The sequence below is a fragment of the Kosakonia beeri genome (assembly GCF_054165705.1).
On the sequence record NZ_CM135106.1, the window covers coordinates 749,850 to 770,650 of the forward strand.

At 53.1% G+C, this 20,801-nt stretch carries 21 protein-coding genes; 13 read left to right on the top strand and 8 right to left on the bottom strand.

Going from position 1 to position 20,801, the window contains the following annotated elements; genetic code table 11:
• Positions 1 to 255, top strand: coding sequence for a hydrogenase maturation factor HybG (gene hybG, locus ACUY4S_RS03725; RefSeq protein WP_312690811.1), 255 nt, complete (start codon positions 1 to 3; stop codon positions 253 to 255).
• Here the strand turns inward: hybG and fucR are convergent.
• From fucR to ACUY4S_RS03745, 4 genes are all read right to left on the bottom strand, one after another.
• Complete coding sequence (gene fucR / locus ACUY4S_RS03730) at positions 246 to 968, bottom strand: L-fucose operon activator (RefSeq protein WP_312690810.1); 723 nt, start codon at positions 966 to 968, stop codon at positions 246 to 248. The two genes, hybG and fucR, sit on opposite strands and share 10 nt — an antisense overlap.
• Before the next feature lie 3 nt (positions 969 to 971).
• Positions 972 to 1,952, bottom strand: a complete 981-nt coding sequence (locus tag ACUY4S_RS03735) for a diguanylate cyclase domain-containing protein (protein WP_312690809.1) — start codon at positions 1,950 to 1,952, stop codon at positions 972 to 974.
• Positions 1,953 to 2,083: 131 nt separating this feature from the next.
• On the bottom strand, positions 2,084 to 2,947 hold the full coding sequence (gene yghU, locus ACUY4S_RS03740; protein ID WP_458022519.1) for a glutathione-dependent disulfide-bond oxidoreductase: 864 nt from the start codon (positions 2,945 to 2,947) through the stop codon (positions 2,084 to 2,086).
• Between the two features lie 64 nt (positions 2,948 to 3,011).
• On the bottom strand, positions 3,012 to 3,569 hold the full coding sequence (locus ACUY4S_RS03745; protein WP_312690807.1) for a DsbA family protein: 558 nt from the start codon (positions 3,567 to 3,569) through the stop codon (positions 3,012 to 3,014).
• Positions 3,570 to 4,140: 571 nt separating this feature from the next.
• Between ACUY4S_RS03745 and ACUY4S_RS03750 the strand changes: the two genes are divergently transcribed.
• A complete protein-coding gene (locus ACUY4S_RS03750) occupies positions 4,141 to 4,632 on the top strand; it encodes a hypothetical protein (protein WP_458022518.1) in 492 nt (163 codons plus the stop codon).
• Between the two features lie 288 nt (positions 4,633 to 4,920).
• On the opposite strand, the gene ACUY4S_RS03755 is transcribed toward ACUY4S_RS03750, so the two are convergent.
• Together ACUY4S_RS03755 and ACUY4S_RS03760 are read right to left on the bottom strand one after the other, a co-directional pair.
• Positions 4,921 to 7,110, bottom strand: coding sequence for a TonB-dependent siderophore receptor (locus ACUY4S_RS03755; RefSeq protein WP_458022517.1), 2,190 nt, complete (start codon positions 7,108 to 7,110; stop codon positions 4,921 to 4,923).
• A gap of 279 nt (positions 7,111 to 7,389) precedes the next feature.
• On the bottom strand, positions 7,390 to 7,617 hold the full coding sequence (locus tag ACUY4S_RS03760) for a hypothetical protein (protein ID WP_312690804.1): 228 nt from the start codon (positions 7,615 to 7,617) through the stop codon (positions 7,390 to 7,392).
• Between the two features lie 340 nt (positions 7,618 to 7,957).
• Between ACUY4S_RS03760 and ACUY4S_RS03765 the strand changes: the two genes are divergently transcribed.
• From ACUY4S_RS03765 to ACUY4S_RS03785, 5 genes are all read left to right on the top strand, one after another.
• On the top strand, positions 7,958 to 8,974 hold the full coding sequence (locus ACUY4S_RS03765) for an iron ABC transporter substrate-binding protein (protein WP_458022561.1): 1,017 nt from the start codon (positions 7,958 to 7,960) through the stop codon (positions 8,972 to 8,974).
• A 21-nt stretch (positions 8,975 to 8,995) separates the two neighbouring features.
• A complete protein-coding gene (locus tag ACUY4S_RS03770; protein WP_458022516.1) occupies positions 8,996 to 10,570 on the top strand; it encodes an ABC transporter permease in 1,575 nt (524 codons plus the stop codon).
• Position 10,571: 1 nt separating this feature from the next.
• Positions 10,572 to 11,606, top strand: a complete 1,035-nt coding sequence (locus ACUY4S_RS03775; protein ID WP_312690802.1) for an ABC transporter ATP-binding protein — start codon at positions 10,572 to 10,574, stop codon at positions 11,604 to 11,606.
• A gap of 248 nt (positions 11,607 to 11,854) precedes the next feature.
• The gene (locus ACUY4S_RS03780) at positions 11,855 to 13,438 is read left to right on the top strand and encodes a GDSL-type esterase/lipase family protein (RefSeq protein WP_312690801.1); all 1,584 of its coding nucleotides are present in this window, start codon (positions 11,855 to 11,857) and stop codon (positions 13,436 to 13,438) included.
• A 10-nt stretch (positions 13,439 to 13,448) separates the two neighbouring features.
• On the top strand, positions 13,449 to 14,525 hold the full coding sequence (locus ACUY4S_RS03785) for a pectinesterase family protein (protein WP_458022515.1): 1,077 nt from the start codon (positions 13,449 to 13,451) through the stop codon (positions 14,523 to 14,525).
• Positions 14,526 to 14,597: 72 nt separating this feature from the next.
• On the opposite strand, the gene ACUY4S_RS03790 is transcribed toward ACUY4S_RS03785, so the two are convergent.
• The gene (locus ACUY4S_RS03790; protein ID WP_458022514.1) at positions 14,598 to 15,185 is read right to left on the bottom strand and encodes a flavin reductase family protein; all 588 of its coding nucleotides are present in this window, start codon (positions 15,183 to 15,185) and stop codon (positions 14,598 to 14,600) included.
• Positions 15,186 to 15,393: 208 nt separating this feature from the next.
• On the opposite strand from ACUY4S_RS03790, the gene ACUY4S_RS03795 reads away from it, so the two are divergent.
• Genes ACUY4S_RS03795 through ACUY4S_RS03805 form a run of 3 tightly spaced genes read left to right on the top strand, consistent with a single transcriptional unit; the run spans position 15,394 to position 16,453 of the window.
• Complete coding sequence (locus tag ACUY4S_RS03795; protein WP_458022513.1) at positions 15,394 to 15,726, top strand: TehB family protein; 333 nt, start codon at positions 15,394 to 15,396, stop codon at positions 15,724 to 15,726.
• Positions 15,727 to 15,736: 10 nt separating this feature from the next.
• The gene (locus ACUY4S_RS03800) at positions 15,737 to 16,075 is read left to right on the top strand and encodes a DUF1869 domain-containing protein (RefSeq protein ID WP_458022512.1); all 339 of its coding nucleotides are present in this window, start codon (positions 15,737 to 15,739) and stop codon (positions 16,073 to 16,075) included.
• 21 nt (positions 16,076 to 16,096) lie between these two features.
• Positions 16,097 to 16,453, top strand: a complete 357-nt coding sequence (locus ACUY4S_RS03805) for a TehB family protein (RefSeq protein WP_312690796.1) — start codon at positions 16,097 to 16,099, stop codon at positions 16,451 to 16,453.
• 38 nt (positions 16,454 to 16,491) lie between these two features.
• Here ACUY4S_RS03805 and ACUY4S_RS03810 read toward each other — a convergent pair whose 3' ends face one another.
• On the bottom strand, positions 16,492 to 17,361 hold the full coding sequence (locus ACUY4S_RS03810; protein ID WP_458022511.1) for a LysR family transcriptional regulator: 870 nt from the start codon (positions 17,359 to 17,361) through the stop codon (positions 16,492 to 16,494).
• A 107-nt stretch (positions 17,362 to 17,468) separates the two neighbouring features.
• Here ACUY4S_RS03810 and budA point away from each other — a divergent pair, with 107 nt between their 5' ends.
• From budA to ACUY4S_RS03825, 3 genes are read left to right on the top strand one after another with little or no spacing between them, the layout of a single operon-like run.
• Positions 17,469 to 18,248, top strand: coding sequence for an acetolactate decarboxylase (budA, locus tag ACUY4S_RS03815; protein ID WP_458022510.1), 780 nt, complete (start codon positions 17,469 to 17,471; stop codon positions 18,246 to 18,248).
• Between the two features lie 21 nt (positions 18,249 to 18,269).
• On the top strand, positions 18,270 to 19,949 hold the full coding sequence (gene alsS, locus ACUY4S_RS03820) for an acetolactate synthase AlsS (protein WP_312690918.1): 1,680 nt from the start codon (positions 18,270 to 18,272) through the stop codon (positions 19,947 to 19,949).
• A gap of 16 nt (positions 19,950 to 19,965) precedes the next feature.
• Positions 19,966 to 20,736 carry a (S)-acetoin forming diacetyl reductase gene (locus ACUY4S_RS03825; RefSeq protein ID WP_312690793.1) on the top strand — a complete coding sequence of 257 codons (771 nt, stop codon included), beginning with the start codon at positions 19,966 to 19,968 and terminating at the stop codon, positions 20,734 to 20,736.
• Positions 20,737 to 20,801 lie beyond the last annotated feature (65 nt).

The following is a 20,801-nucleotide window of genomic DNA, read 5'->3' on the forward strand; positions in this document are numbered from 1 at the left end:
ATGTGCATAGGCGTACCGGGCCAGGTCGTGGCCGTGGGAGAGGATTTTCATCAATTGGCGCAGGTCGATGTGTGCGGCGTGCGGCGCGAGGTTAATATCGCGCTGGTATGTGAAGGTGAACCGGGTGCATTGCTTGGGCAGTGGGTGTTGGTGCACGTCGGGTTTGCCATGAGTCTGATTGATGAAGAGGAAGCGAGAGCGACCCTGGAGGCGTTACGCAGTCTGGACCTGGAGGAGTTTTCACCTCAGGCGTGAGGCATTTCGGTTTTCTCATCGGTGATCATTTGCGTAACCAGCGCCAGGTTGCCGATTTTCACTTCGCTGGCGCGGTAAAATTTACTCTTATCTATCAACAATAACGACTGCTGCGCCCGGCGTAATAACTGGGCTTTAAATGCCGCGTTATGGTGCGTGGAGTCCCACATTTCTCCGTCAGCGCTCACCCCCTCGCAGGAGAAGATAAACAAATCGATCTCAATCGTCTTTAGCAGGCTGCTAAGCGTCGGGTTGACATAGCAACGCTCGGAACGTTCCAGCTGCCCGCCAGAGCAGATCAGCGTGATGTTTTGCCGGCGGGCCATTTCCTGGCAGACCGGCAAACTGTTGGTAAACACGGTGAGGGCCATATCCGGCAGTTGCCGCGCAAGGTGAAAACAGGTTGAACTGGCATCCAGCGCCAGCGCCATCCCTTCGTCGATCCAGTTCAGCGCATGGCGGGCAATGTCGGCTTTATCAGCATAATGGCTTTTCAGCCGGGTACGAAACGGCTCGCCGCCATCCTGTTGTGGTGAGTGCAGCGTGCGTGCGCGGCCATGGCGCCGTACAATTTTGCCCTGCGTTTGCAGGTCGCTGAGATCCCGGCGGATTGTTTCGATGCTGACATTCAACTGGGCAGCCAGCGCCGCGGTGGTCAGGGTGTCATGATGGGTGAGCAGTTGCACGATCGTCTGCTGGCGCGCCGCTTTCATCGGTTATGCCTCCGCCCGTGCAGACAGAGAGAGGCGTCTCTGACCAATCGCCACGCCGTTTTTACCCGTATGTTTAATGTGATACATCGCCTGATCGGCGCGTTTTAACGCGCTGACAAAATCATCTCCCGTCTGTACTTCATCAATACCAATCGACGCGCCAACGGAGGCCTCGCCATTATCCAGTTCAAACGGGGTAAGGGCGGCGCGCAGGCAATGATGCGCGGTGCTGTTAATCATCAGGCTGCTGAGTGCGAAGGGTAATAACAGAACAAATTCGTCGCCACCGAGGCGACCAACAATGGCACCTTCCGGGCAGGCGCTGCGTAGCCGCTGGCTCAGCTGGATCAACAGTTCGTCACCGCTGCGGTGGCCGAAGGTATCGTTAACCCTTTTGAAATCATCCAGATCGATAAATGCGACGCATAACGGCCCGGCGCTCTTACATTCAGCAAAGTGGTGCAGCAGCGCATGTCGATTTGCCAGTCCGGTCAGCGGATCGTGATTCGCCAGCGCCGCCAGCTGCTCCTCATACTGCTTCTCTTTGGTCATGTCGATATGCGTACCGGTCACTTTCAACGGTTTACCGTTGTCATCCCGTTCCGTTACGCGACCGCGATCGAGTACCCAGGTGACGGTACCGTTTTTATGCTGCATGCGGTGCAGCGCTTCATAGAATGGGGTCTTGCCATGCAAATGATCGTAAAACGCCTCCAGCACACGCTGGCGATCCTCCACATGCAAATGCTCGCGCCAGACATCAAAGTGGGCGCTTAGCGCTTTTGGCTGGTAACCAAGCATCGCGCCCCATCGGCGATTGAAGATAATCAGCTTGCCGCTGGGCACATCTAACTGCCACAGGCACAGACCGGTGCCGTCCAGCGCTGCGCTGAGTTTGTTACGCGCGTCGCGTGCGATCCGCACCAGCCGGGCGTTATGCTTTTTCAGATTCTGGATCTGCTGTTTGAGCGCAATATCGGACATGAGGCGGCGTTCGGGTAAATAAAAGGCATTCTTACCAGTTATCCCGGTTATGTAAATACAGTGTGAAAAAAACAGTGAAAGGCATCCACTATAGGGGAGAAAACCGGGCAGGATACGCCCGGTTTGCAGGGTTACGCGTTGCGCTTATCTTCGGTCTGGGTGTCGAAGTCGCTGGCATCGTGGCGTTCGTGGAGTTGCTCATTCGGCTCGCCGAAGGTGCGGTTCACAATGCGCCCACGCTGCACTGCCGGGCGCGCAAGAATCTCTTTTGCCCAGCGTTGCACATGCGTGTAGCTACCTGCGTCAAGGAACTCCGCCGCGTTATAGACATTGCCCAGCACCACGTTGCCGTACCAGGGCCAAATCGCCATATCGGCAATGGTGTACTCATCGCCTGCGACAAATTTATGCTGCGCCAGTTGTTTGTCCAGCACATCCAGTTGGCGTTTGGCTTCCATGGTAAAGCGATTAATCGCGTACTCAATTTTTACCGGTGCGTAATTGTAGAAGTGGCCAAAGCCGCCGCCGAGGAACGGTGCTGAGCCTTGCAGCCAGAACAGCCAGTTCAGCGTCTCGGTGCGTGCTGCCGGTTCTTCAGGCAGGAAGTGACCAAACTTCTCCGCGAGATACAGCAGAATTGCGCCGGATTCAAACACGCGGGTCGGCGGCGTGGTGGAATGATCGCGCAGCGCCGGGATTTTTGAGTTCGGGTTAACGTCAACAAAACCACTGGAAAACTGATCGCCTTCACCAATGCGGATTAACCAGGCGTCGTACTCAGCCGACGTTACGCCTTTTGCCAGCAGCTCTTCCAGCATAATGGTTACTTTCTGCCCATTCGGGGTGCCGAGCGAATAGAGCTGCAGCGGATGTTTGCCAATGGGTAAGGTTTTCTCATGCGTCGGGCCGGAAACCGGGCGATTGATATTGGCGAATGCGCCACCGCCGGATTTATCCCACGTCCAGACTTTTGGAGGTTGATAGTTGTCTGACATTTTGGTCTGCCTTTGTGTTGAGTTACCAAAGCGTTAATAAACAAAAATTGAGTGTAGCAGTGCCTCAGCCAAGGATGCGCTGCGCCCAGACGCTGACATCATCGCCACTGCCGAGGTCGGCCTGTACCAGCCCGTTCACCATGAAAGTGGGTGAGACGTGGATACCGTTCTGGCGTGCATATTTGCAGTGCCATTTGATTTCACTTTGCAGTTCCGGGCGGGCGAACGCCTGCGACAGTTTCACTCCGCTGTACTGCTCGATCCGGTCGATGATCTGTTGCGGTGTGGCATCCATATTCGGCCCACTGCAATGATCGGTAAATTCAAACTCTTCACGGTGATCGGCCACCGCTTTCAGTACCTTGTGGGCCGCACTTTTGCCTTCCGGCAGGGTAGAAGCGGCAAGGATGCAGCGCACAATCACGCCGGAAAACAGATGCCAGGGCTGTGATTGCAGGCGGATCTTGACTGTCACATTCTCTTCCCCCACGGACTGGAGAAGCGCATCGAGCTTATTAAACGCGCGAACGGAGAAAGGGCAGGTTGGTTCGAGAAACACTTCAAACGTGCGCGGCCCGTGTCCCCAGCTTAATGGTTCGGCGTGTAAAGGCTGTTGGTTCATTTTCACTCCTGATATGGGATGTGGTTATCGTGTTTGAGAATATCAGGATGCGACAGAGACGGGGAGTGCGCTTTACCCTCGATGCGGTTAATGCCCGTCTTTGGTATGAGTTATTGAAATAACAGCATAATTCCGTCAGACAGCAACGGGTTAAACAGGTAACAGTGGATGATTTTTTGCCACGCTTCTGTACCTTGCGATGTGCCATCGTGCGCGGTAACAGGGCCTGTTTGTTGGCCATACCCTGGAGTAAGTCCACTTTTGCGGACCAGAAAATCCCCCTTAACCCTGTTTAACAATTAGCCATTAATGCCGCCGTTTTTTTTCCTGCGCACAAGTTAATCTGACTTAGATTATATTTTTCATAATTATTCTGATTTAAGTAAAATCTATAAAATATATTTTAGTGTGGTTGATATTTTAATTTGTTCTGTGAATGGTGCATTGTCAGCATTATTTGTTATTAATATGTTTTATTACCCTGTCGATAATCGTTATGAGGATCTTTTTTCGACTCAGATCGGAGGAGTCATTCGTCGCAGATTATCGGGTTTAACCCTTGGTGGAGATAATGATGCAGGAGATTCAGGCGATTCAGGCAAGCACGCACCTTGCCAGCACAAAAGAGACTATCACGCATAAAATTGAAACGGCGAACAGTGCAGACCATGGCTCAGGCCACCCAACGTCGTATCAGGATGACAGCACCAAAGTGACGCTCTCTGCGCGTGCAGAAAAACATAAAGAAGCGAAGGATATAAAAGCCGAACAGCAGGTTCAGGAAAAGAAAAAGGTGGAAAATCATGAAATTGATTATTCGCTGGCGATGTCTGGCATTCCGCAATATGGCGGAAGATTAGTGACCATTGTTAAATATCCTGACGGCCGTACGGAAATGATCGATGCGTTTTCCGGAAAAAAAGTGACACAGCAAGAGTTAGAAGAGGCGCAATTAGCGAAGCAAAATAATCAGGTTGCGCAACAACAGCTGGAAGGCGTAAAAGCTATACAGAATGTCCCGGCAGAAAGTATCGGTCAGTCTGAAATGACAGACATGCAATAAGCTTTTGGCGTTATATCCTGTATATGATAAGGGTTATTCTTAACTGATTTGGGTAATTACGTGAGTACATCACTCGCATAATTCTGTTTCTGAATACGTTGCTTAAATATATCTTATATTATTTTAAGTCAAATATAATCGCCTTACGTATATATATTTAACTTAAGTCTGTAACTGCACAACTGCCTTTTCAGCGGGTATTTAGCTGAGGATGTCGGCTATCTTTTGTTTGGTTATTTGGGATGGTTCAGAAGGTTTGCCGCCTGTTTTTGACAGGCGGCAAAAGGCTCAGAACAGCACCGAGTAATTTAAACCAAAGGTACGCCCACGCCCTTTATAGGTATATAAACCCGCCGCGCCATACGTTGGGCTGTACAGCCCCGGCGCACGCTGGCCCCAGGCCGTGGTGTAATCCTCATCCAGCAGGTTTTCGACGCTGAAGCTCAGCTTACCCACGGGTAAGGCATAGCTGCCCAGCAGATCCACCGTGTTGTAACCGTCAATTTTCTTGCCGTCTGCGTCCGAAAGCGAGAAGGTCTGAGTGCTTTGCAGTCGCAGCGTCCAGTCGCCTGGCGCCCAGTTGATCCATGCGCTGACTTTCGATGGACTGGCGCTGTCTACTGTTAACTTCTGCCATTTACCCTCGACGCGCGTTTGCGATTTAATGGCGTTAAAGTTGGCCCCGGTGCTCCACTCGCTGTCGGTAAAGAAGTAATCCACCTGGCCTTCAACCCCGTAAATACGACGCTGATCATCTTCAATATTGATGGTCATGTCGGACTTATTGATGTTGATGGTCTTGTCCGATAACGAATAGTAACCCGCAACCTGGGTGCGCAAGTTGTCTCCGGTGTAACGCCAGCCCAGCTCCCAGGCATCCACTTTGATGCCATCCAGCTTCGAGTCGTTCACGTTGACACTGTTAAGCAGGGTGTAATGGCCGTTCGCCAGCCGGTAAGTACCGGAGCCGTAATATTTAGCCAGATCAGGGATCTCAAAGCCTTGCGAGAAGTTAAACCACAACTGCTGGCGGTCACTGACATGACCGAGGATCCCGGCATTGAACAACAGATTGTTGTAGTCCGTTTTCCCGCCGGGAACAGCATCAGCAGAGGTGGCGCGGCCAGCGGCGATGGCCTGTTGCTGGGTATAACCAACGAAATCATCAACTTTATTTTCAGTGTACTGATAACGTACGCCACCGCTTAAGGTGATGGCCGCAATGTCGTAACTGCTTTGCAGGAACGGGGCGAAGTTGGTGATGCTGTAACCCGGATAGCGCCCGACATTGTAGGCATTATCCAGCTTCATGCCACCGCTGGCCGCAGCTTTATTGAGATCGAAAAATTGCTGATTGGCGTCGAAGGTTTCGTGTTCCGCATCGACCCCCCAGGTCAGTATTAACGCATCGACAGGCTTGCTATTGATGGTCAGCTTGCCGCCGTAGAAATCGGTCTTCTGCTGCGATGCGCCAATAGAGGTGACTTTGCCGCCAGAAAGCGTCGGGAACGGATAGAACGTGAGGCTTTCATCGCGGTAATAAATCTGCGCCAGCAAATCCTGTCCCCAGAAATCGCTATTAGCGTATTGCAGGTTGATTAAGTGGCGTTCGGTACCCGGCAGGCGGTCAGAATCAAGGTTTCCCTTGTTATATGCATTCCCCGAGCCGGTCACAGCCGAGAAGTTTTCCCCGAGGAACAGGCCATGTTTACCGTCTGACTGGCTCTTGTAATACTGAGTGGTTAATTGCAACTGCTGATGGTCATCAATGTTCAGCGTGCCGGTGCCCATCACATCCAGACGATCGGAGTACTGTAAACCGGTCTGGGTGTTATCAATAATGACCTCATTGCCTTTGCCGTCATACCAGCCACCATAGCGCTGATACGCAACTGACAGGCGACCCGAGGCGTTATCATTGCCCCCGCTGACAGCCGCGGCAATATTTTCATCATGATCGTTATGGCTGTTAAAGCCGCTTTTCGTGCCGGTCTGAAATTCAAGCTGGGTATCCGGCTGACCTTTTTTGGTCACAATATTAATCAGGCCACCCGTACTGCCGCCGCCATAGAGTGAGGTTGCGCCAGAAATCACTTCAATGCGTTCAATATTAAACGGATCGATGGAGTCCAGTTGCCGGCTGTCGCTGCGTGAGGAGTTCAAACGCACGCCGTCGACCATGACCATCATCGAACGACCACGCATATTCATTCCGTAGTTTGTCCGGCCCTGGCTGCTGACATCCATGCCAGGAATAAGCTGAGCCAGCACCTCTTTTAACTCTTTACCGCCCTGAACTTGCTGTTCAATTTCCGCCTGCTCAATAACCCAGGTGGTTTGCGCCATATCGGTAATGCTGTGATTTGCCCTGCTGGCGGCGACAACCAACGTCTCTTCTTTTTGGCCCTCAGCCCAGCCTGGTGCGGAAAACATCATCAGTAAGCAGGGGTTTAAAGCCCAAAGATAGCGATGCTTCATTGTTATTCATTCCCGTGTAATCAGAAATAGTGCGGCGTTGACACTCCTTCGCGCGCAAATGGCATCACACCGTGTCATGGTAGTGATTATCGTTATGATAAGAATTATTGTTAACGTGTAAATGCTTTGTGTAAAAAACTATTACTTTAATGTGTTGATTTCCATGCTTTTTATAGGGTTTTTGGTGTGGCGAAACCGGGTCTGGCGTTATTTCCGCCCGGCAGGAAAGAAGAGGGGGAAAGCTGGCGATTGGCCTGTCGTGCAGGTTAAAAGAGAGGGTTAGCGCCTGGCTTTATTGTGCTTTTCTTTATAATCGGCAATGGCCTGATTAATGTTATCTGTGGCGAAAGTGTCGATCTGCTGGCCTTCGAAAAAGACAGCGTATTGGCCCGATTGATATTTGAATGTGAATATCTTGCCCTGGTAACGCACGCGTTTTTCTTTTACCGATAAACCCCTACTGCGCATAGCGACTTTAGCCATTGTGTCTATTTTTTTATTGCTCATGATTTTCTTACTTACCTGTGCAGGCGCTCTTGCGATGTTTATTAATCCTACTAAGTATACTGTTAATTTGCGATCCGCTAAAAGGAAAGTAAAGGGTGCGAGAGACGGGGAAGTAATAACAGATTAAATATTTCTTAAACGTTTTAAGGTTTTCTTAAGCTTAAGATAATCCTGCTATTCAAGAATAGCGTATTCATTTGTGTTTCTGTTTTTTTCTTCTATTAAATTTTGAAGTGTTATTCTTGATAATAATTCCGATTCTCATTCCATTGCCGCTGCGATTACACTCCTGGCGAGTCTGCAGACGTTCGCTATTACACCCATAAAAAAAGGAGTGATGATGAAGAATCGCTTTTTGCCTTTCTGTTCTCTTGCACTGGTTATTTCTTCCGTTTTCGTTATGTCTACTGCATCGGCGGCAAATAACGATGAAGGTATCGTTGTTTACAATGCGCAGCATGAGAATCTGACGAAATCCTGGGTTGATGAATTCACCAAAGAAACCGGGATTAAAGTCACGCTGCGTAATGGCGGCGATACGGAGCTGGGTAACCAACTGGTCCAGGAGGGCAGCGTCTCTCCGGCGGATGTCTTCCTGACTGAAAATTCTCCGGCCATGACGCTGGTGGATAATGCAAATCTGTTTGCCCCGCTGGATACCGATACGCTGAAACAGGTTCCTGCGCAATATCGCCCTGCACACGGTCGCTGGATTGGCATTGCCGCGCGCAGCACCGTGTTTGTGTACAACCCGGCCAAAATCAGCGAGGCGCAATTGCCCGCCTCACTGATGGATTTAGCTAAACCAGAATGGAAAGGCCGCTGGGCGGCTTCTCCTTCCGGGGCTGATTTCCAGGCGATTGTCAGCGCGATGCTGTCGCTAAAAGGCGAAAAAGCGACGCTTGAGTGGCTGAAAGGGATGAAAAACAACTTCACCCCGTACAAAGGAAACAGCACGGTAATGAAAGCGGTGAATGCCGGGCAGATTGATAGCGGGGTCATTTATCACTATTACTATTTTGTTGATCAGGCCAAAACGGGTGAGAACAGTAAAAATGTTCAGCTTCACTACTTCAAACATCAGGATCCGGGCGCGTTTGTCAGTATCTCCGGTGGTGGCGTACTGGCTTCCAGTAAACATCAAAAACAGGCGCAGGCGTTTATCAAATGGATCACCGGCAAGGCGGGTCAGGAGATGTTGCGAACAAACACGGCGTTTGAGTACGCGGTAGGCGTGAATTCCACCTCCAATGAGAAACTGATCCCGCTGAATAAGCTGGATGCGCCTAAAGTGGAGCCGTCGCAGCTGAACAGTAAAAAAGTCAGTGAATTGATGACCGAAGCGGGTCTGTTGTAATTCCGTTACCCTGAGCGCCTTATGTCGAGTTTAGCGTTATCATCGTCCGTCAACGCGACCCGCCGGACGATCCGCCATCGCCCGTCCGCGTTGTTGGTCTTGTTAGCTGTTTTTGTCGCCTTGCTGGCTTTGCTCCCCGTGTGCTTTGTTGTCGCCGTGGGGATCGAGACTGGATGGACGACCGTTAAGGCGCTCATCTTTCGCCCCCGCGTGGGCGAACTGATGAGCAATACTGCCTTGTTAATTTCCATCACAGTGCCTGCCTGCGTGACGCTGGGCACAGCAATGGCGTGGCTAACAGAGCGAACATCACTACCCGCCCGCAGGCTGTGGTCGGTACTGGCAGTTGCGCCGCTGGCTATTCCGGCATTTGTGCAAAGCTATGCGTGGATGAGTATTGCACCGGGTTTCAATGGCCTTGCTGCGGCGGTATTTATCTCGGTACTGGCCTATTTTCCGTTTATCTATATGCCCGTGGCAGCCGTATTGCGGCGTCTCGATCCCAGTCTGGAAGATGTTGCGGCGTCGTTGGGTACCCCGCCGTGGCAGGTTTTTTTTCGCGTCATCCTTCCGCAACTGAAACTGGCGCTCTGTGGAGGCGCGCTACTGGTTGCGCTGCACTTGCTGGCGGAATATGGCCTGTTTGTGATGATCCGTTTTGATACCTTCACGACGGCGATTTATGACCAGTTTCAGTCAACCTTTAGCGGCCCGGCAGCCAACATGTTGGCCGGCGTGCTTGCGCTCTGCTGCCTTGGTTTATTGCTGCTGGAAAGCGCTGCGCGCGGAACCGCACGCTATGCGCGTGTCGGAGCGGGCGCGCCACGGCGGCAACCCGTGCGCGTACTGGGGTGTTGCGGTGTGGCCGTGGGGCTGTTGCTGGCGGTGGGCACTGTGGTGTTATCGCTCGGCACGCCGGTTGTGGTTCTTGGCCGTTGGTTGTGGCTCGGCGGCATAGCGAACTGGCACAACGCCGATCTGTGGCTCTCGTTACACCAGACGCTCACCCTGGCGCTTAGCGGTGCGCTGATTACTACCTTTTTTGCGCTGCCCACCGCGTGGCTGGCGGTGCGCCACCCACGTCCCTTATTCCGTCTGCTAGAGGGGTGTAATTACGTTGCCAGCGCCCTGCCTGGCATTGTTGTTGCGCTGGCCTTGGTGACGGTAACCATTCATTATGCGCGGCCGATTTATCAAACCGAAGTGACGCTTTTTCTCGCCTATTTGCTGATGTTTATGCCCAGGGCATTGATTAACCTGCGTGCCGGTATTGCTCAGGCTCCGGTGGAGCTGGAACACGTAGCGCAAAGTTTAGGCACTCCGCCGACGCTGGCGCTGGTTCGGGTCACGCTACGGCTGGCGGCACCTGGCGCGTCTGCCGCTGCGGCGCTGGTTTTCCTGGGGGCAAGTAATGAGCTCACCGCCACGTTATTGCTCTCCCCGACGGGCACCCGCACGCTGGCAACGGGATTTTGGGCCTTAACCAGTGAGATTGATTATGTAGCCGCCGCGCCTTACGCCCTGTTGATGATCCTGATTTCGCTGCCATTAACCGGCCTGCTGTATAAGCAATCACAAAAACTTTCAGGTCTTTAAGATGTTAGAACTCACGCATATTTCGAAAGCTTTTGGCGCTGCAAAAGTGCTGGATAATATCAGCCTGTCGATCCCACCCGGCAGCCGAACGGCGATCGTCGGGCCTTCAGGCTCCGGGAAGACCACGTTGCTGCGCCTGATTGCCGGGTTCGACGCACCGGACAGCGGGCAGATTATGCTGCAGGGCAAGCCGCTGTTTGCCGACGGGCAGTTTGTGCCCGCGCACCAGCGCAGGATCGGCTTTGTGCCGCAGGAGGGCGCGCTGTTTCCCCACCTGCGTGTGGGCGAGAATATTGCCTGGGGGCTGAGTGGCTCCCGGCAGGCAAAGCAGACTCGTGTGGCAGAACTGATGGCGATGGTGGCGCTGGATGGTCAACTGGCGCAGCGCTGGCCGCATGAGATTTCCGGCGGCCAGCAACAGCGTGTGGCGCTTGCCAGAGCGCTGGCTCAGCAACCAGCCATTATGTTGCTGGATGAGCCTTTCTCCGCACTCGATACCGGATTACGTGCGGCCACACGTAAAGCGACGGCCGCGTTGTTAACCCAGGCGGGCGTCGCCGCGATTCTGGTGACACATGATCAGAAAGAGGCGCTCTCCTTCGCCAGCCAAATTGCTGTTATCCGCCATGGGCGCTTTACGCAGGTCGGGTCGCCGCTTGAGGTGTACTCGCAGCCGGTGGATGAAGAGACAGCGCTGTTTTTAGGTGATGCGTTGATCCTCCCTGCCGAGGTGGCACAAGGGAAAGCGCGCTGTCTGTTGGGCGAGGTGGCTGTTGGGCAGACTGACCTGCAGGGTTCTCAACGGATCCTGTTGCGCCCGGAACAGATCAGAATAGAGCGCTGTGCAGATGACTGCATTTATCCACAGGCACAAATTGTGGACATCGACTTTGCCGGGTACCTTTCATCGCTCACGCTGTTATTTTCGCCGAGTGGTGAATCCCTGGTGTTGCCGGGCGTTACCGATGCCAGCTGGTTGCCTGGCATGAAGGTGAAGGTCAATGTGACCGGGCGCGCTCGTGTTTTTCCTCGCTGATATGCAGCCCGGTTCCCGCCGGGCTACATAAGCAATTGTCATATTTTTGAAACCGATCTCAAAACTGCGTTTCTCATTGTGTAAAACTTCGTTTCGTTTTATGAGTTTATAAATATAAAAACCCTAGCCAACTTTCAGCCCAGCAGGTGACGTGCCGCCGGTCTGGTTTAGCGCCATTTTCCAGGAACAGAAACGCATGATTACGCCGGTGCTTGTGCGCCGGGATCACCTGTTTCGGGAGAATATTCATGTCTTATCCTGCGGGAGTTACCGCGCTGTTATATTGCCTGCCAGTGATGGCGAGCGCTGCGACAATGCTCGAAGGCACCGTCATGAGCGATGCGCCGCTGGTCGGTGCAACGGTAATGGTCGCCGACAGCAACGGAAAAAAACTCACCACGCATACTCAGCGCGATGGCCGCTATGCCTTGAATGTCGATGGCCTTCGCGCACCGTTAACCCTCTCCGCCGTGCAGCCCACAGACGGCTCGATAACCTGCCTGCGCAGCGACGTTCCGCGAGCCCGTTGTCTGGCTTCTCTGCGCCTGACCCTGCAAGCTGACCAGACCAATATTGCCAATATCACACCCGTTACCGATCGGCTGGTGTCGGAAGTGGCGGGTGCGCTGGGGTTTACCGGCCCGCAACAGTGGGTGGAACTGGGGGCTCCCGCAAAGCTGAATGCCGGGCTGCTGGCTACGCCGCTGGCAAACTTCCGCGCCGGAATGGGGGAGGCGCTACGCCTGTCGGGGATCGATCCGCAACAGTGTGATCCAGTACAAACACCGATCCGCCAGGGCGACGGTATGACTATGATCTTATCGGTGATTCATCACAACCGTAACTATGACAACAACAGCGGGGAAGCGGGCAGCACCGTGCTTACCGACAGTGCGTTCCGCCCGATTGTCGGGTTACAAAACAGCGGAGCATGGGAACCGCTGGATCTGCCGCAGGCGCTGCGTGACAAGCAGGCCATTCGCAGCGCGAAGAGGCGCATTCTGCTGGTCAGCGACTCCACGGCCGCAGCCTATGAACAAGCCCGCTTGCCGCGCATGGGCTGGGGGCAACGTTTTCAGCAGCAATTTCGTGAGGATAGCGGCGTCATTGTGCTGAATGGCGCACGCTCTGGTCGTTCCAGCCGCGATTTTTACAACGAGGGCTGGTATCAGCAAATGGCACGCGATCTGCGCGCCGGCGACTATGTGTTTATTGCCCATGGTCATAATGATCAGAACTGCGATGGTAATAAAGCAGTGCGCGGCGCAGCCGATGTGCAAAATCTCTGTACCTACCCGAATGATGCCAGCGGCAATCCGCAGTTCCCTCCAGGGCAACCGGCAATGTCCTTCCAGCATTCGCTGGAACGCTATATCACCCTGGCACGTGCGGCGGGCGCCACGCCGGTGTTGTTGACCCCAACGACGCGGGTGAAAAACCGCGCCGGAAAAACGGCTTTCCAACAGGGCGCTAACGATGTGGTCGTGAGCAGCCATTACACCGTGGCAAAGCCGGGTTATCGTTATAGCGGAAATTATATCGACACCATCAAACAGACCGCCCGGCGTAACCATACGCCGCTTATCGATCTTGAAAAAGAGACCATCGATTTTGCCAATGCGCATCCGCACGACTGGATGGACTACTGGCTGGCGGTTGATCCAAACGATCCGCGTTACCCCTGGTATAAAACGCAAACATCAGGCATTCGTAGCAATCCTGATACGACGCATTTCCAGGAAAAAGGCGCGGAGGCCGTCGCATCGATTGTTGCCGGGCAGATCCGTCAGACGCCTGAATTGAGCACGCTTGCTGATTTGTTAAAACACTAAGGAGAGTCTGATGAAAACACTGCACTGTTCCGCGTTACTGTTGGCTTGTATCAGTATTTCTGCCCAGGCGGCTGAGTGGAATGCTGTCGTTTCCACCTCGCCGCAGGCCGGCGAGTTCGCGACCATTCGCCAGGCGCTGGCCGCCGCGCCGGACAAGGGAACGCCGTGGCGTATTCTGATTAAAGAGGGGCGCTGGAACGAGCGGCTGGTGATTGAAAAACCGGTGACGCTGGTGGGTGCTTCGAAAACACAAACGCAGATTGAGGCTGATACCCCTGCCGGAGCACTGGATGAGAGCGGTCAAAAACTGGGAACCGGGCGCACCAGTACGGTGGAGATCCGCGCCAGCAATGTGACGATCGAGAATATGACCATTCGCAACAGCTTTGATTACCCGGCCAATGCAGCACTGCCGGATGGCGATGCCAAAAAACTGAAAGATACGCAGGCGGTGGCGTTAATGGTGTCTGAAGATGTCGATAAGGCCCGTTTCCGTCATGTCCGGCTGGAGGGCTATCAGGACACGTTTTACAGCAAGAGCGGTAGCCGCAGCTATTTCACCGATTGTGAAGTCAGCGGACACGTCGATTTTATCTTTGGTCCTGGGATTGCGGTTTTTGATCGCTGCGACATCATTGCCCGTAACCGCACCGATACCACTCCGCCGTATGGCTACATTACGGCACCCGCGACGCAGGCGGATCAGAAGTTCGGCCTGTTTATTATCAACAGTAAGCTGAGCAAAGAGGCAGGAGTGCCAGCGAAAAGCTATGCGCTTGGGCGCCCGTGGCACCCGACAACGCAGTTCAGCGACGGACGTTACGCCGATCCCAACGCCATTGGTCTGGCGGCGTTTATCAATTGCGAGATAGACGATCATATCTACGGTTGGGACAAAATGTCCGGCAAAGACAAAGCGGGTGAGAAGATCTGGTTTCATCCTGAAGACAGCCGTTTTTACGAGTCCGGCAACCGTGGGCCGGGTGCAGGGCAGGGTGGCGCGAAGTATCAGTTAAGCCAGCAAGACGCCGCGCAATATAACCTGGCGGCGATTTTCAGCGGGTGGGATAAGCACTTACTCGATTAACGTTTCAGGACTTCATGCCGGATAGCGGCGACGACCTTATCCGGTATAAAGTCGGGCGTAACCTGTCCGGCGTCAGTTGCCGTATTTGACATTGAAACCGAGCGTTTCACCGACGGTGTTGTACTCGCGGAAATTAAAAATCAACGGTTTCCATTTGCGGGAATCCACAATCCCCTTGTCGCCTAACAGCTCATCGTCGACCCACAAGTTGACAATATCCAGTTCGGCCAGCATAAAACGCCCTTTATCGCTGGTACTGACCAATCGGCACTCAGCTTGAATAGGGCATTCCGCAATGCGCGGCACGGCAATATCGACAGACGCTTCGGTGTGTAATCCGGCTTTGCTGAATTTATCGTGGCAAATCTCGACGCCCCATTTGGTCTGGGCTTCTGACAGCGTATCGCCGCCGGTCAGTCTGCCAATTTGCTCAACTTTTTCCCACAGGCTATGGTCGGGAATATTGATCACGGCATTGGAGCCCGCCATGAAATTACTCCACGTTTTGCTGCCTTTGCTGATACCAATAATCAGCTTTTCGCCAAGAGAAATAGATGAAGATGCAGCGCAAATATTATTGTTGCCATTGCTGTCTTGCGTGGTGACTAAAAGAACCGGGAAGCCATAATAAAATGAATTGAGTTTTGATTTGTTTTTCATTGTTGCTTTGACTCCTTCCATAAAATATTTGTTTACTATTCTTCTCCTTCGCTGTCGTAATTTTCAATAACCCTTTCTGAGTACCAAAAACCGCCGAAAAATAGCCCCTAAAAAAAGTAGTCCACAATTATCAAAACAGGTATATGATATGCAACATATGTTTTTACCTTCCCGGCGGGTTGCCTGTTGGGAACAGTGAGGATGAAACATGCAACGTATTGCGATACCCGCGAACTATGTCCACACCCGTACCACGCCGTTCTGGACAAAAGAAACCGCCCCGGCTTCCATCTGGAAGCGCCATCTTGACGCCGGAACGCGGCAGGGCGTCTACCCGCGCTTAAGCGTGCTGCAAGGCGCCATCCGCTATTACGGCTATGCTGACGAAACCGGCCCGGAACCGGTAGAAACGCTAACCATCCGCGCGGGGGAGTTTGGTGTGTTCCCGCCAGAAAAATGGCACAACATTGAAGCGTTATCCGACGACACGATATTTAGCGTGGATTTCTATGTTGACCCGAAAATTTTGATTGAAGGCTGAGGTATTCATTATGACCACTGAAAATAAAGGATATTCTTTATCGGTAGCGAACCGTAGCAATAATGAAACTAACGAAAAAGTGTTTCTTAAGCCGATGTCGTTATATGTTCCGGACGTTGCGGTGCAGGCGGTAGCAGAGCTGATTAACGGCCTTTCTGATGCAAAAAATAATGCCAGCGAATTCGTCCTGACCGTTACCAACAACAACAACGGTGTTTCCGTGGACAAAGATTTTGCCAGCCTGGAAGAATTAAACGATCCGATTAACGCCGCAGATGCAGTGAAAGATTTGATTAATATTGTGCGCGGTTACGAATCGGATGAAGAAACTAACGTGTGCGGCTGGTAATTATCGCCGGAGGAGTAAGCTATGGCTTTGCAAATTCCTGTTCATTTTCGTCACACCCGTTCCACCCCGTTCTGGACCAAAGACACGGTCCCACAGGCATTGCTCACGCACCATAACACCAAAAAAGGGGTATATGGGCGTTTGTCTGTGATGCAGGGCGCAGTGAAATATTTTGGTTTCGCCAGTGAACATGACACCACACCGGAGATGGAAGTGGTGATCGAGGCGGGCCATTTCGGCATCAGCCCACCGCAGTACTGGCATCATATTGAACTGCTTACTGATGACACCTACTTCAATCTTGATTTCTTTGCCGATCCGGACGAAACGCTGGAAGGTAAGGGAATGGGTCAGGTTGTTAACGCCCACCGCAGCTAACGCGGGGTATTGCCCGGCTGCGTGCCGGGCAATACATGTCAGAAGTTGTCAATAAAACGTCGCACGGCTGGCGAACGCTCAAATTTACGCCACGCCAGCGCAATGTCCGTTTTCAGCGCCTCTTCCATTTTGTGAAACGTCACCTGTGGATGCCTGATGCAGGCCATTGATTGCGGAATGATAGCGAAGCCAAACCCGGCTGCCACCATGCTCAGTGATGAGGAGAATTGCGAAGCCTGCTGCTGGTTGTCCATATTAATACCCGCTCGCAGACAGGCGTTATACACCAGTTCGTACAGCCCTGGCGCCACCTCCTGCGGGAAGGTCACCACCGGTGTTTTTTGCAGTTCGAAGAGCGACACTTCTTCTTTGGACGAAAGCGGATGCGTGTGATGCAGGGCAATCACCATCGGCTCTTCATCAATCAGCTTCAGGTTAAATGACTTGCTGTTCTCACAAGGCAGCCGGACAAAAGCCACATCAATCACCCCCTCATCCAGTTCCTGCATCAGCGTCGCCATATTGGCTTCTTTTTGGTGGAGCGCCACCTGCGGATAAGCGTTAACAAACTGTCGCAGCACGGAAAAAATCTTACTGTGAAAAGCATTTGAACTGGTTACGCCCAGGTAAAGTTTGCCTTTCATGCCACGGGCAATACCTTTGGCTTTTTCCAGCGCGGCGTCGCTCAATGCCAGGATCTGGCAGGCATCTTCATAGAACGCCTCTCCGGCTTCAGTCAGCTCTACCCCGCGGGTAAGTCGGTAGAACAATGGGGTGCCGACCTCCTCTTCAAGGCGGCGAATTTGCTGGCTCAGCGGCGGCTGCGACATGCCCAGCATTTCTGCTGCGCGAGTGAAGTGTTGCGTCTGCGCAACGGCCACAAAATAGCGTAGATAACGAAGTTCCATATCGAAAACATCTCAAACCCTGATGCTTTGTATATTGGAATCCTTAGCTGAAACGAGTCAATATTTAATCAGCTTTTCTAACCGTCTGCATAGCGAGGGAAAAGAGGATGAGTTATGTAAGAGATTGTTCTTGCGAAGAAAATTTACGAGAAACATTTCGTGCTTTTTCAGAAAGCAATCCACAGAGCGTGATATATCAAACATCGCTAATGAGTGCCTTACTTTGCGGTGTTTATGAAGGCAATACCACTATTAAAGATCTGCTCGCGCATGGTGATTTTGGCCTCGGCACTTTTAATGAACTGGACGGTGAGCTGATTGCTTTCAATAGCGAAGTTTATCAATTGCGTGCGGATGGCAGTGCGAGAGAAGCGCAACCGGAACAGAAAACACCGTTCGCGGTGATGACCTGGTTCACACCGCATTACCGCCAGCAATTCGATACGCCTATCAGCCGCCAGCAATTGCACGATGTCATTGATCAGCACATTCCGTCAGACAACCTGTTCTGCGCACTGCGTATTGATGGTCATTTTCGTCATGCCCATACCCGCACTGTGCCGCGTCAGAAACCACCTTATCGTGCAATGACCGACGTGCTCGACGATCAGCCAGTGTTCCGTTTCAACGGACGTGATGGCGTGCTGGTGGGTTTCCGCACGCCGCAGCATATGCAGGGGATCAACGTGGCGGGCTATCACGAACACTTTATTACTGATGACCGCCGCGGCGGTGGGCATCTGCTGGATTATCAACTCGATCACGGCACGCTGGCGTTTGGCGAAATTCGCCAGTTGATGATCGATCTGCCTGCCGATCCTGCATTTCTGCAGGCCAACCTGCACCCGGACAATCTGGATGCGGCCATTCGTTCTGTGGAGAGTTAATCACGTTACAAGGAGTGAATGATGAGCAGTGAAAGCCGTACACACCAATGGGCGCATGGCGCTGATATGGTCGTGAGACAACTGGAGGCTCAGGGCGTCAAACAGATTTTCGGCATTCCTGGCGCAAAAATCGATAAGGTTTTTGACTCCCTCCTCGATTCAACCATTCAAATTATTCCTGTGCGTCATGAAGCCAATGCGGCGTTTATGGCGGCCGCCGTCGGGCGCATTACCGGGAAAGCAGGCGTGGCGCTGGTCACGTCCGGCCCCGGTTGTTCAAACCTGATTACCGGCATGGCCACCGCCAACAGTGAGGGCGATCCGCTGGTGGCAATTGGCGGCGCGGTCAAACGCGCCGACAAGGCCAAACAAGTGCATCAGAGCATGGATACCGTCGCCATGTTTCATCCGGTGACCAAATATGCCGTTGAGATCTCCTCGCCGGATGCAATAGCGGAAGTCGTGTCAAACGCGTTTCGTGCCGCAGAGCAGGGGCGACCGGGGAGTGCGTTTATCAGCGTACCGCAGGATATTGCTGACCAGCCTGCCAGCGGCAACATTTTACCCGCGAGCGGCGTTCTTCAACTGGGCGCCGCGCCAGATAAGTCTATCGATCAGGTGGCGAAGATGATTGCTGCCGCTAAGAATCCGGTGTTTTTGCTCGGCCTGATGGCCAGCCGGCAGGAAAATATCAGCGCGTTGCACCAACTGTTAGAGAAGAGCCATATTCCGGTCACCAGTACCTATCAGGCGGCGGGCGCGGTCAATCAACAACACTTTACGCGCTTTGCCGGGCGCGTCGGCTTGTTCAATAACCAGGCGGGTGATCGGTTGTTGCATCTTGCCGACCTGGTTATCTGCATCGGTTATAGCCCGGTGGAATACGAACCGGCCATGTGGAATACCGGCGATGCGAAAGTGGTACATATCGATGTGCTCCCGGCTTATGAAGAGCGCCACTACGTACCGGATATTGAACTGATTGGCGATATTGCCAGCACGCTCGACAAGCTGGCGGAACGCATTGAGAAACCGCTGGTTCTCACGCCCCGCGCCTCGGAAATCCTCATAGAGCGGCGCAATCAGCGGGAGCTACTGAGCCGCCGGGGAGCCCAGCTCAGCCAGTTCGCCATTCACCCGCTGCGCATTGTGCGGGCGATGCAGGACATTGTGAACAGTGACGTCACGCTCACGGTAGACATGGGGAGTTTCCATATCTGGATAGCCCGCTATCTCTACAGCTTCCGGGCGCGGCAAGTCATGATTTCCAACGGCCAACAGACCATGGGCGTTTCTCTGCCGTGGGCCATTGGCGCGTGGCTGGTGAATCCACAACGCAAAGTTGTTTCTGTCTCGGGTGATGGCGGGTTTTTACAATCCAGCATGGAGCTGGAAACCGCTGTGCGCCTCGGGGCGAATGTCCTGCACATCATCTGGGTGGATAACGCCTACAACATGGTGGCAATTCAGGAAGAGAAAAAATACCAGCGCCTTTCCGGCGTGAACTTTGGCCCCGTGGACTTTAAAGCTTACGCGAACGCTTTTGGCGCGGCCGGTTTCGCCGTTGAACGCACTGAGGATCTCGAACCGACGTTGCGCGCCGCCATGGATATCGATGGCCCCGCGGTGGTCGCAATCCCGGTGGATTACAGCGATAACCCGCTACTCATGGGTCAGTTAAACCTTAATCAGATTCTATAAACAACAGGAAGATCACATGAAAAAAGTTGCATTCGTGACCGGTGCCGGTCAGGGGATTGGCAAAGCCATTGCGTTACGTCTGGCAAAAGACGGCTTTGCCGTTGCCGTGGCGGACTACAACGCAGCCACCGCAAAGGCGGTGGCGGACGAAATCAACAACCAGCAAGGCCGCGCCATTGCGGTGACGGTGGACGTGTCCGATCGTAAGCAGGTGTTTGCCGCTGTCGAAGAGGCGCGGGAAAAACTGAACGGCTTCGATGTGATTGTCAATAACGCCGGTGTTGCGCCCTCGACCCCCATTGAAGAGATCACTGAAGAGGTGGTCGACAAAGTTTATAACATCAACGTGAAAGGCGTGATTTGGGGCATGCAGGCGGCGGTGCAGGCATTTAAAGCAGAAAAGCACGGCGGCAAAATTATCAACGCTTGCTCACAAGCCGGGCATGTCGGCAACCCTGAACTGGCCGTCTACAGTTCAAGTAAATTTGCTGTTCGCGGTTTAACGCAAACCGCCGCGCGCGATCTTGCTCCGTTGGGGATCACGGTTAATGGCTATTGCCCGGGCATTGTTAAAACCCCGATGTGGGCAGAGATCGATCGCCAGGTTTCCGAAGCTGCCGGGCAGCCGCTGGGTTACGGTACAGAGCAGTTTGCCAAACGCATTACGCTGGGGCGTTTGTCGGAACCGGAAGATGTCGCCGCATGCGTCGCTTATCTTGCCGGGCCAGATTCTGACTATATGACCGGGCAGTCGCTGCTGATTGATGGCGGGATGGTATTTAACTAACTTTTTGGCTCGGACACAGCCTTTTGCCCTTGCGCTTGCGCAGGGGCTTTTTTGTTATGGAAGCC

What these genes read in the sequence shown, in the direction of transcription:
- alsS (WP_312690918.1), top strand. Translation starts at nt 18,270, where the DNA reads ATGAGCAGTGAAAGCCGTACACACCAATGGGCGCATGGCGCTGATATG.
- ACUY4S_RS03735 (WP_312690809.1), bottom strand. Translation starts at nt 1,952, where the DNA reads ATGTCCGATATTGCGCTCAAACAGCAGATCCAGAATCTGAAAAAGCAT.
- ACUY4S_RS03795 (WP_458022513.1), top strand. Translation starts at nt 15,394, where the DNA reads ATGCAACGTATTGCGATACCCGCGAACTATGTCCACACCCGTACCACG.
- ACUY4S_RS03805 (WP_312690796.1), top strand. Translation starts at nt 16,097, where the DNA reads ATGGCTTTGCAAATTCCTGTTCATTTTCGTCACACCCGTTCCACCCCG.
- ACUY4S_RS03760 (WP_312690804.1), bottom strand. Translation starts at nt 7,617, where the DNA reads ATGAGCAATAAAAAAATAGACACAATGGCTAAAGTCGCTATGCGCAGT.
- ACUY4S_RS03780 (WP_312690801.1), top strand. Translation starts at nt 11,855, where the DNA reads ATGTCTTATCCTGCGGGAGTTACCGCGCTGTTATATTGCCTGCCAGTG.
- budA (WP_458022510.1), top strand. Translation starts at nt 17,469, where the DNA reads ATGAGTTATGTAAGAGATTGTTCTTGCGAAGAAAATTTACGAGAAACA.
- ACUY4S_RS03745 (WP_312690807.1), bottom strand. Translation starts at nt 3,569, where the DNA reads ATGAACCAACAGCCTTTACACGCCGAACCATTAAGCTGGGGACACGGG.
- ACUY4S_RS03810 (WP_458022511.1), bottom strand. Translation starts at nt 17,361, where the DNA reads ATGGAACTTCGTTATCTACGCTATTTTGTGGCCGTTGCGCAGACGCAA.
- ACUY4S_RS03825 (WP_312690793.1), top strand. Translation starts at nt 19,966, where the DNA reads ATGAAAAAAGTTGCATTCGTGACCGGTGCCGGTCAGGGGATTGGCAAA.
- ACUY4S_RS03775 (WP_312690802.1), top strand. Translation starts at nt 10,572, where the DNA reads ATGTTAGAACTCACGCATATTTCGAAAGCTTTTGGCGCTGCAAAAGTG.
- yghU (WP_458022519.1), bottom strand. Translation starts at nt 2,947, where the DNA reads ATGTCAGACAACTATCAACCTCCAAAAGTCTGGACGTGGGATAAATCC.
- hybG (WP_312690811.1), top strand. Translation starts at nt 1, where the DNA reads ATGTGCATAGGCGTACCGGGCCAGGTCGTGGCCGTGGGAGAGGATTTT.
- ACUY4S_RS03790 (WP_458022514.1), bottom strand. Translation starts at nt 15,185, where the DNA reads ATGAAAAACAAATCAAAACTCAATTCATTTTATTATGGCTTCCCGGTT.
- fucR (WP_312690810.1), bottom strand. Translation starts at nt 968, where the DNA reads ATGAAAGCGGCGCGCCAGCAGACGATCGTGCAACTGCTCACCCATCAT.
- ACUY4S_RS03750 (WP_458022518.1), top strand. Translation starts at nt 4,141, where the DNA reads ATGATGCAGGAGATTCAGGCGATTCAGGCAAGCACGCACCTTGCCAGC.
- ACUY4S_RS03785 (WP_458022515.1), top strand. Translation starts at nt 13,449, where the DNA reads ATGAAAACACTGCACTGTTCCGCGTTACTGTTGGCTTGTATCAGTATT.
- ACUY4S_RS03800 (WP_458022512.1), top strand. Translation starts at nt 15,737, where the DNA reads ATGACCACTGAAAATAAAGGATATTCTTTATCGGTAGCGAACCGTAGC.
- ACUY4S_RS03765 (WP_458022561.1), top strand. Translation starts at nt 7,958, where the DNA reads ATGAAGAATCGCTTTTTGCCTTTCTGTTCTCTTGCACTGGTTATTTCT.
- ACUY4S_RS03770 (WP_458022516.1), top strand. Translation starts at nt 8,996, where the DNA reads ATGTCGAGTTTAGCGTTATCATCGTCCGTCAACGCGACCCGCCGGACG.
- ACUY4S_RS03755 (WP_458022517.1), bottom strand. Translation starts at nt 7,110, where the DNA reads ATGAAGCATCGCTATCTTTGGGCTTTAAACCCCTGCTTACTGATGATG.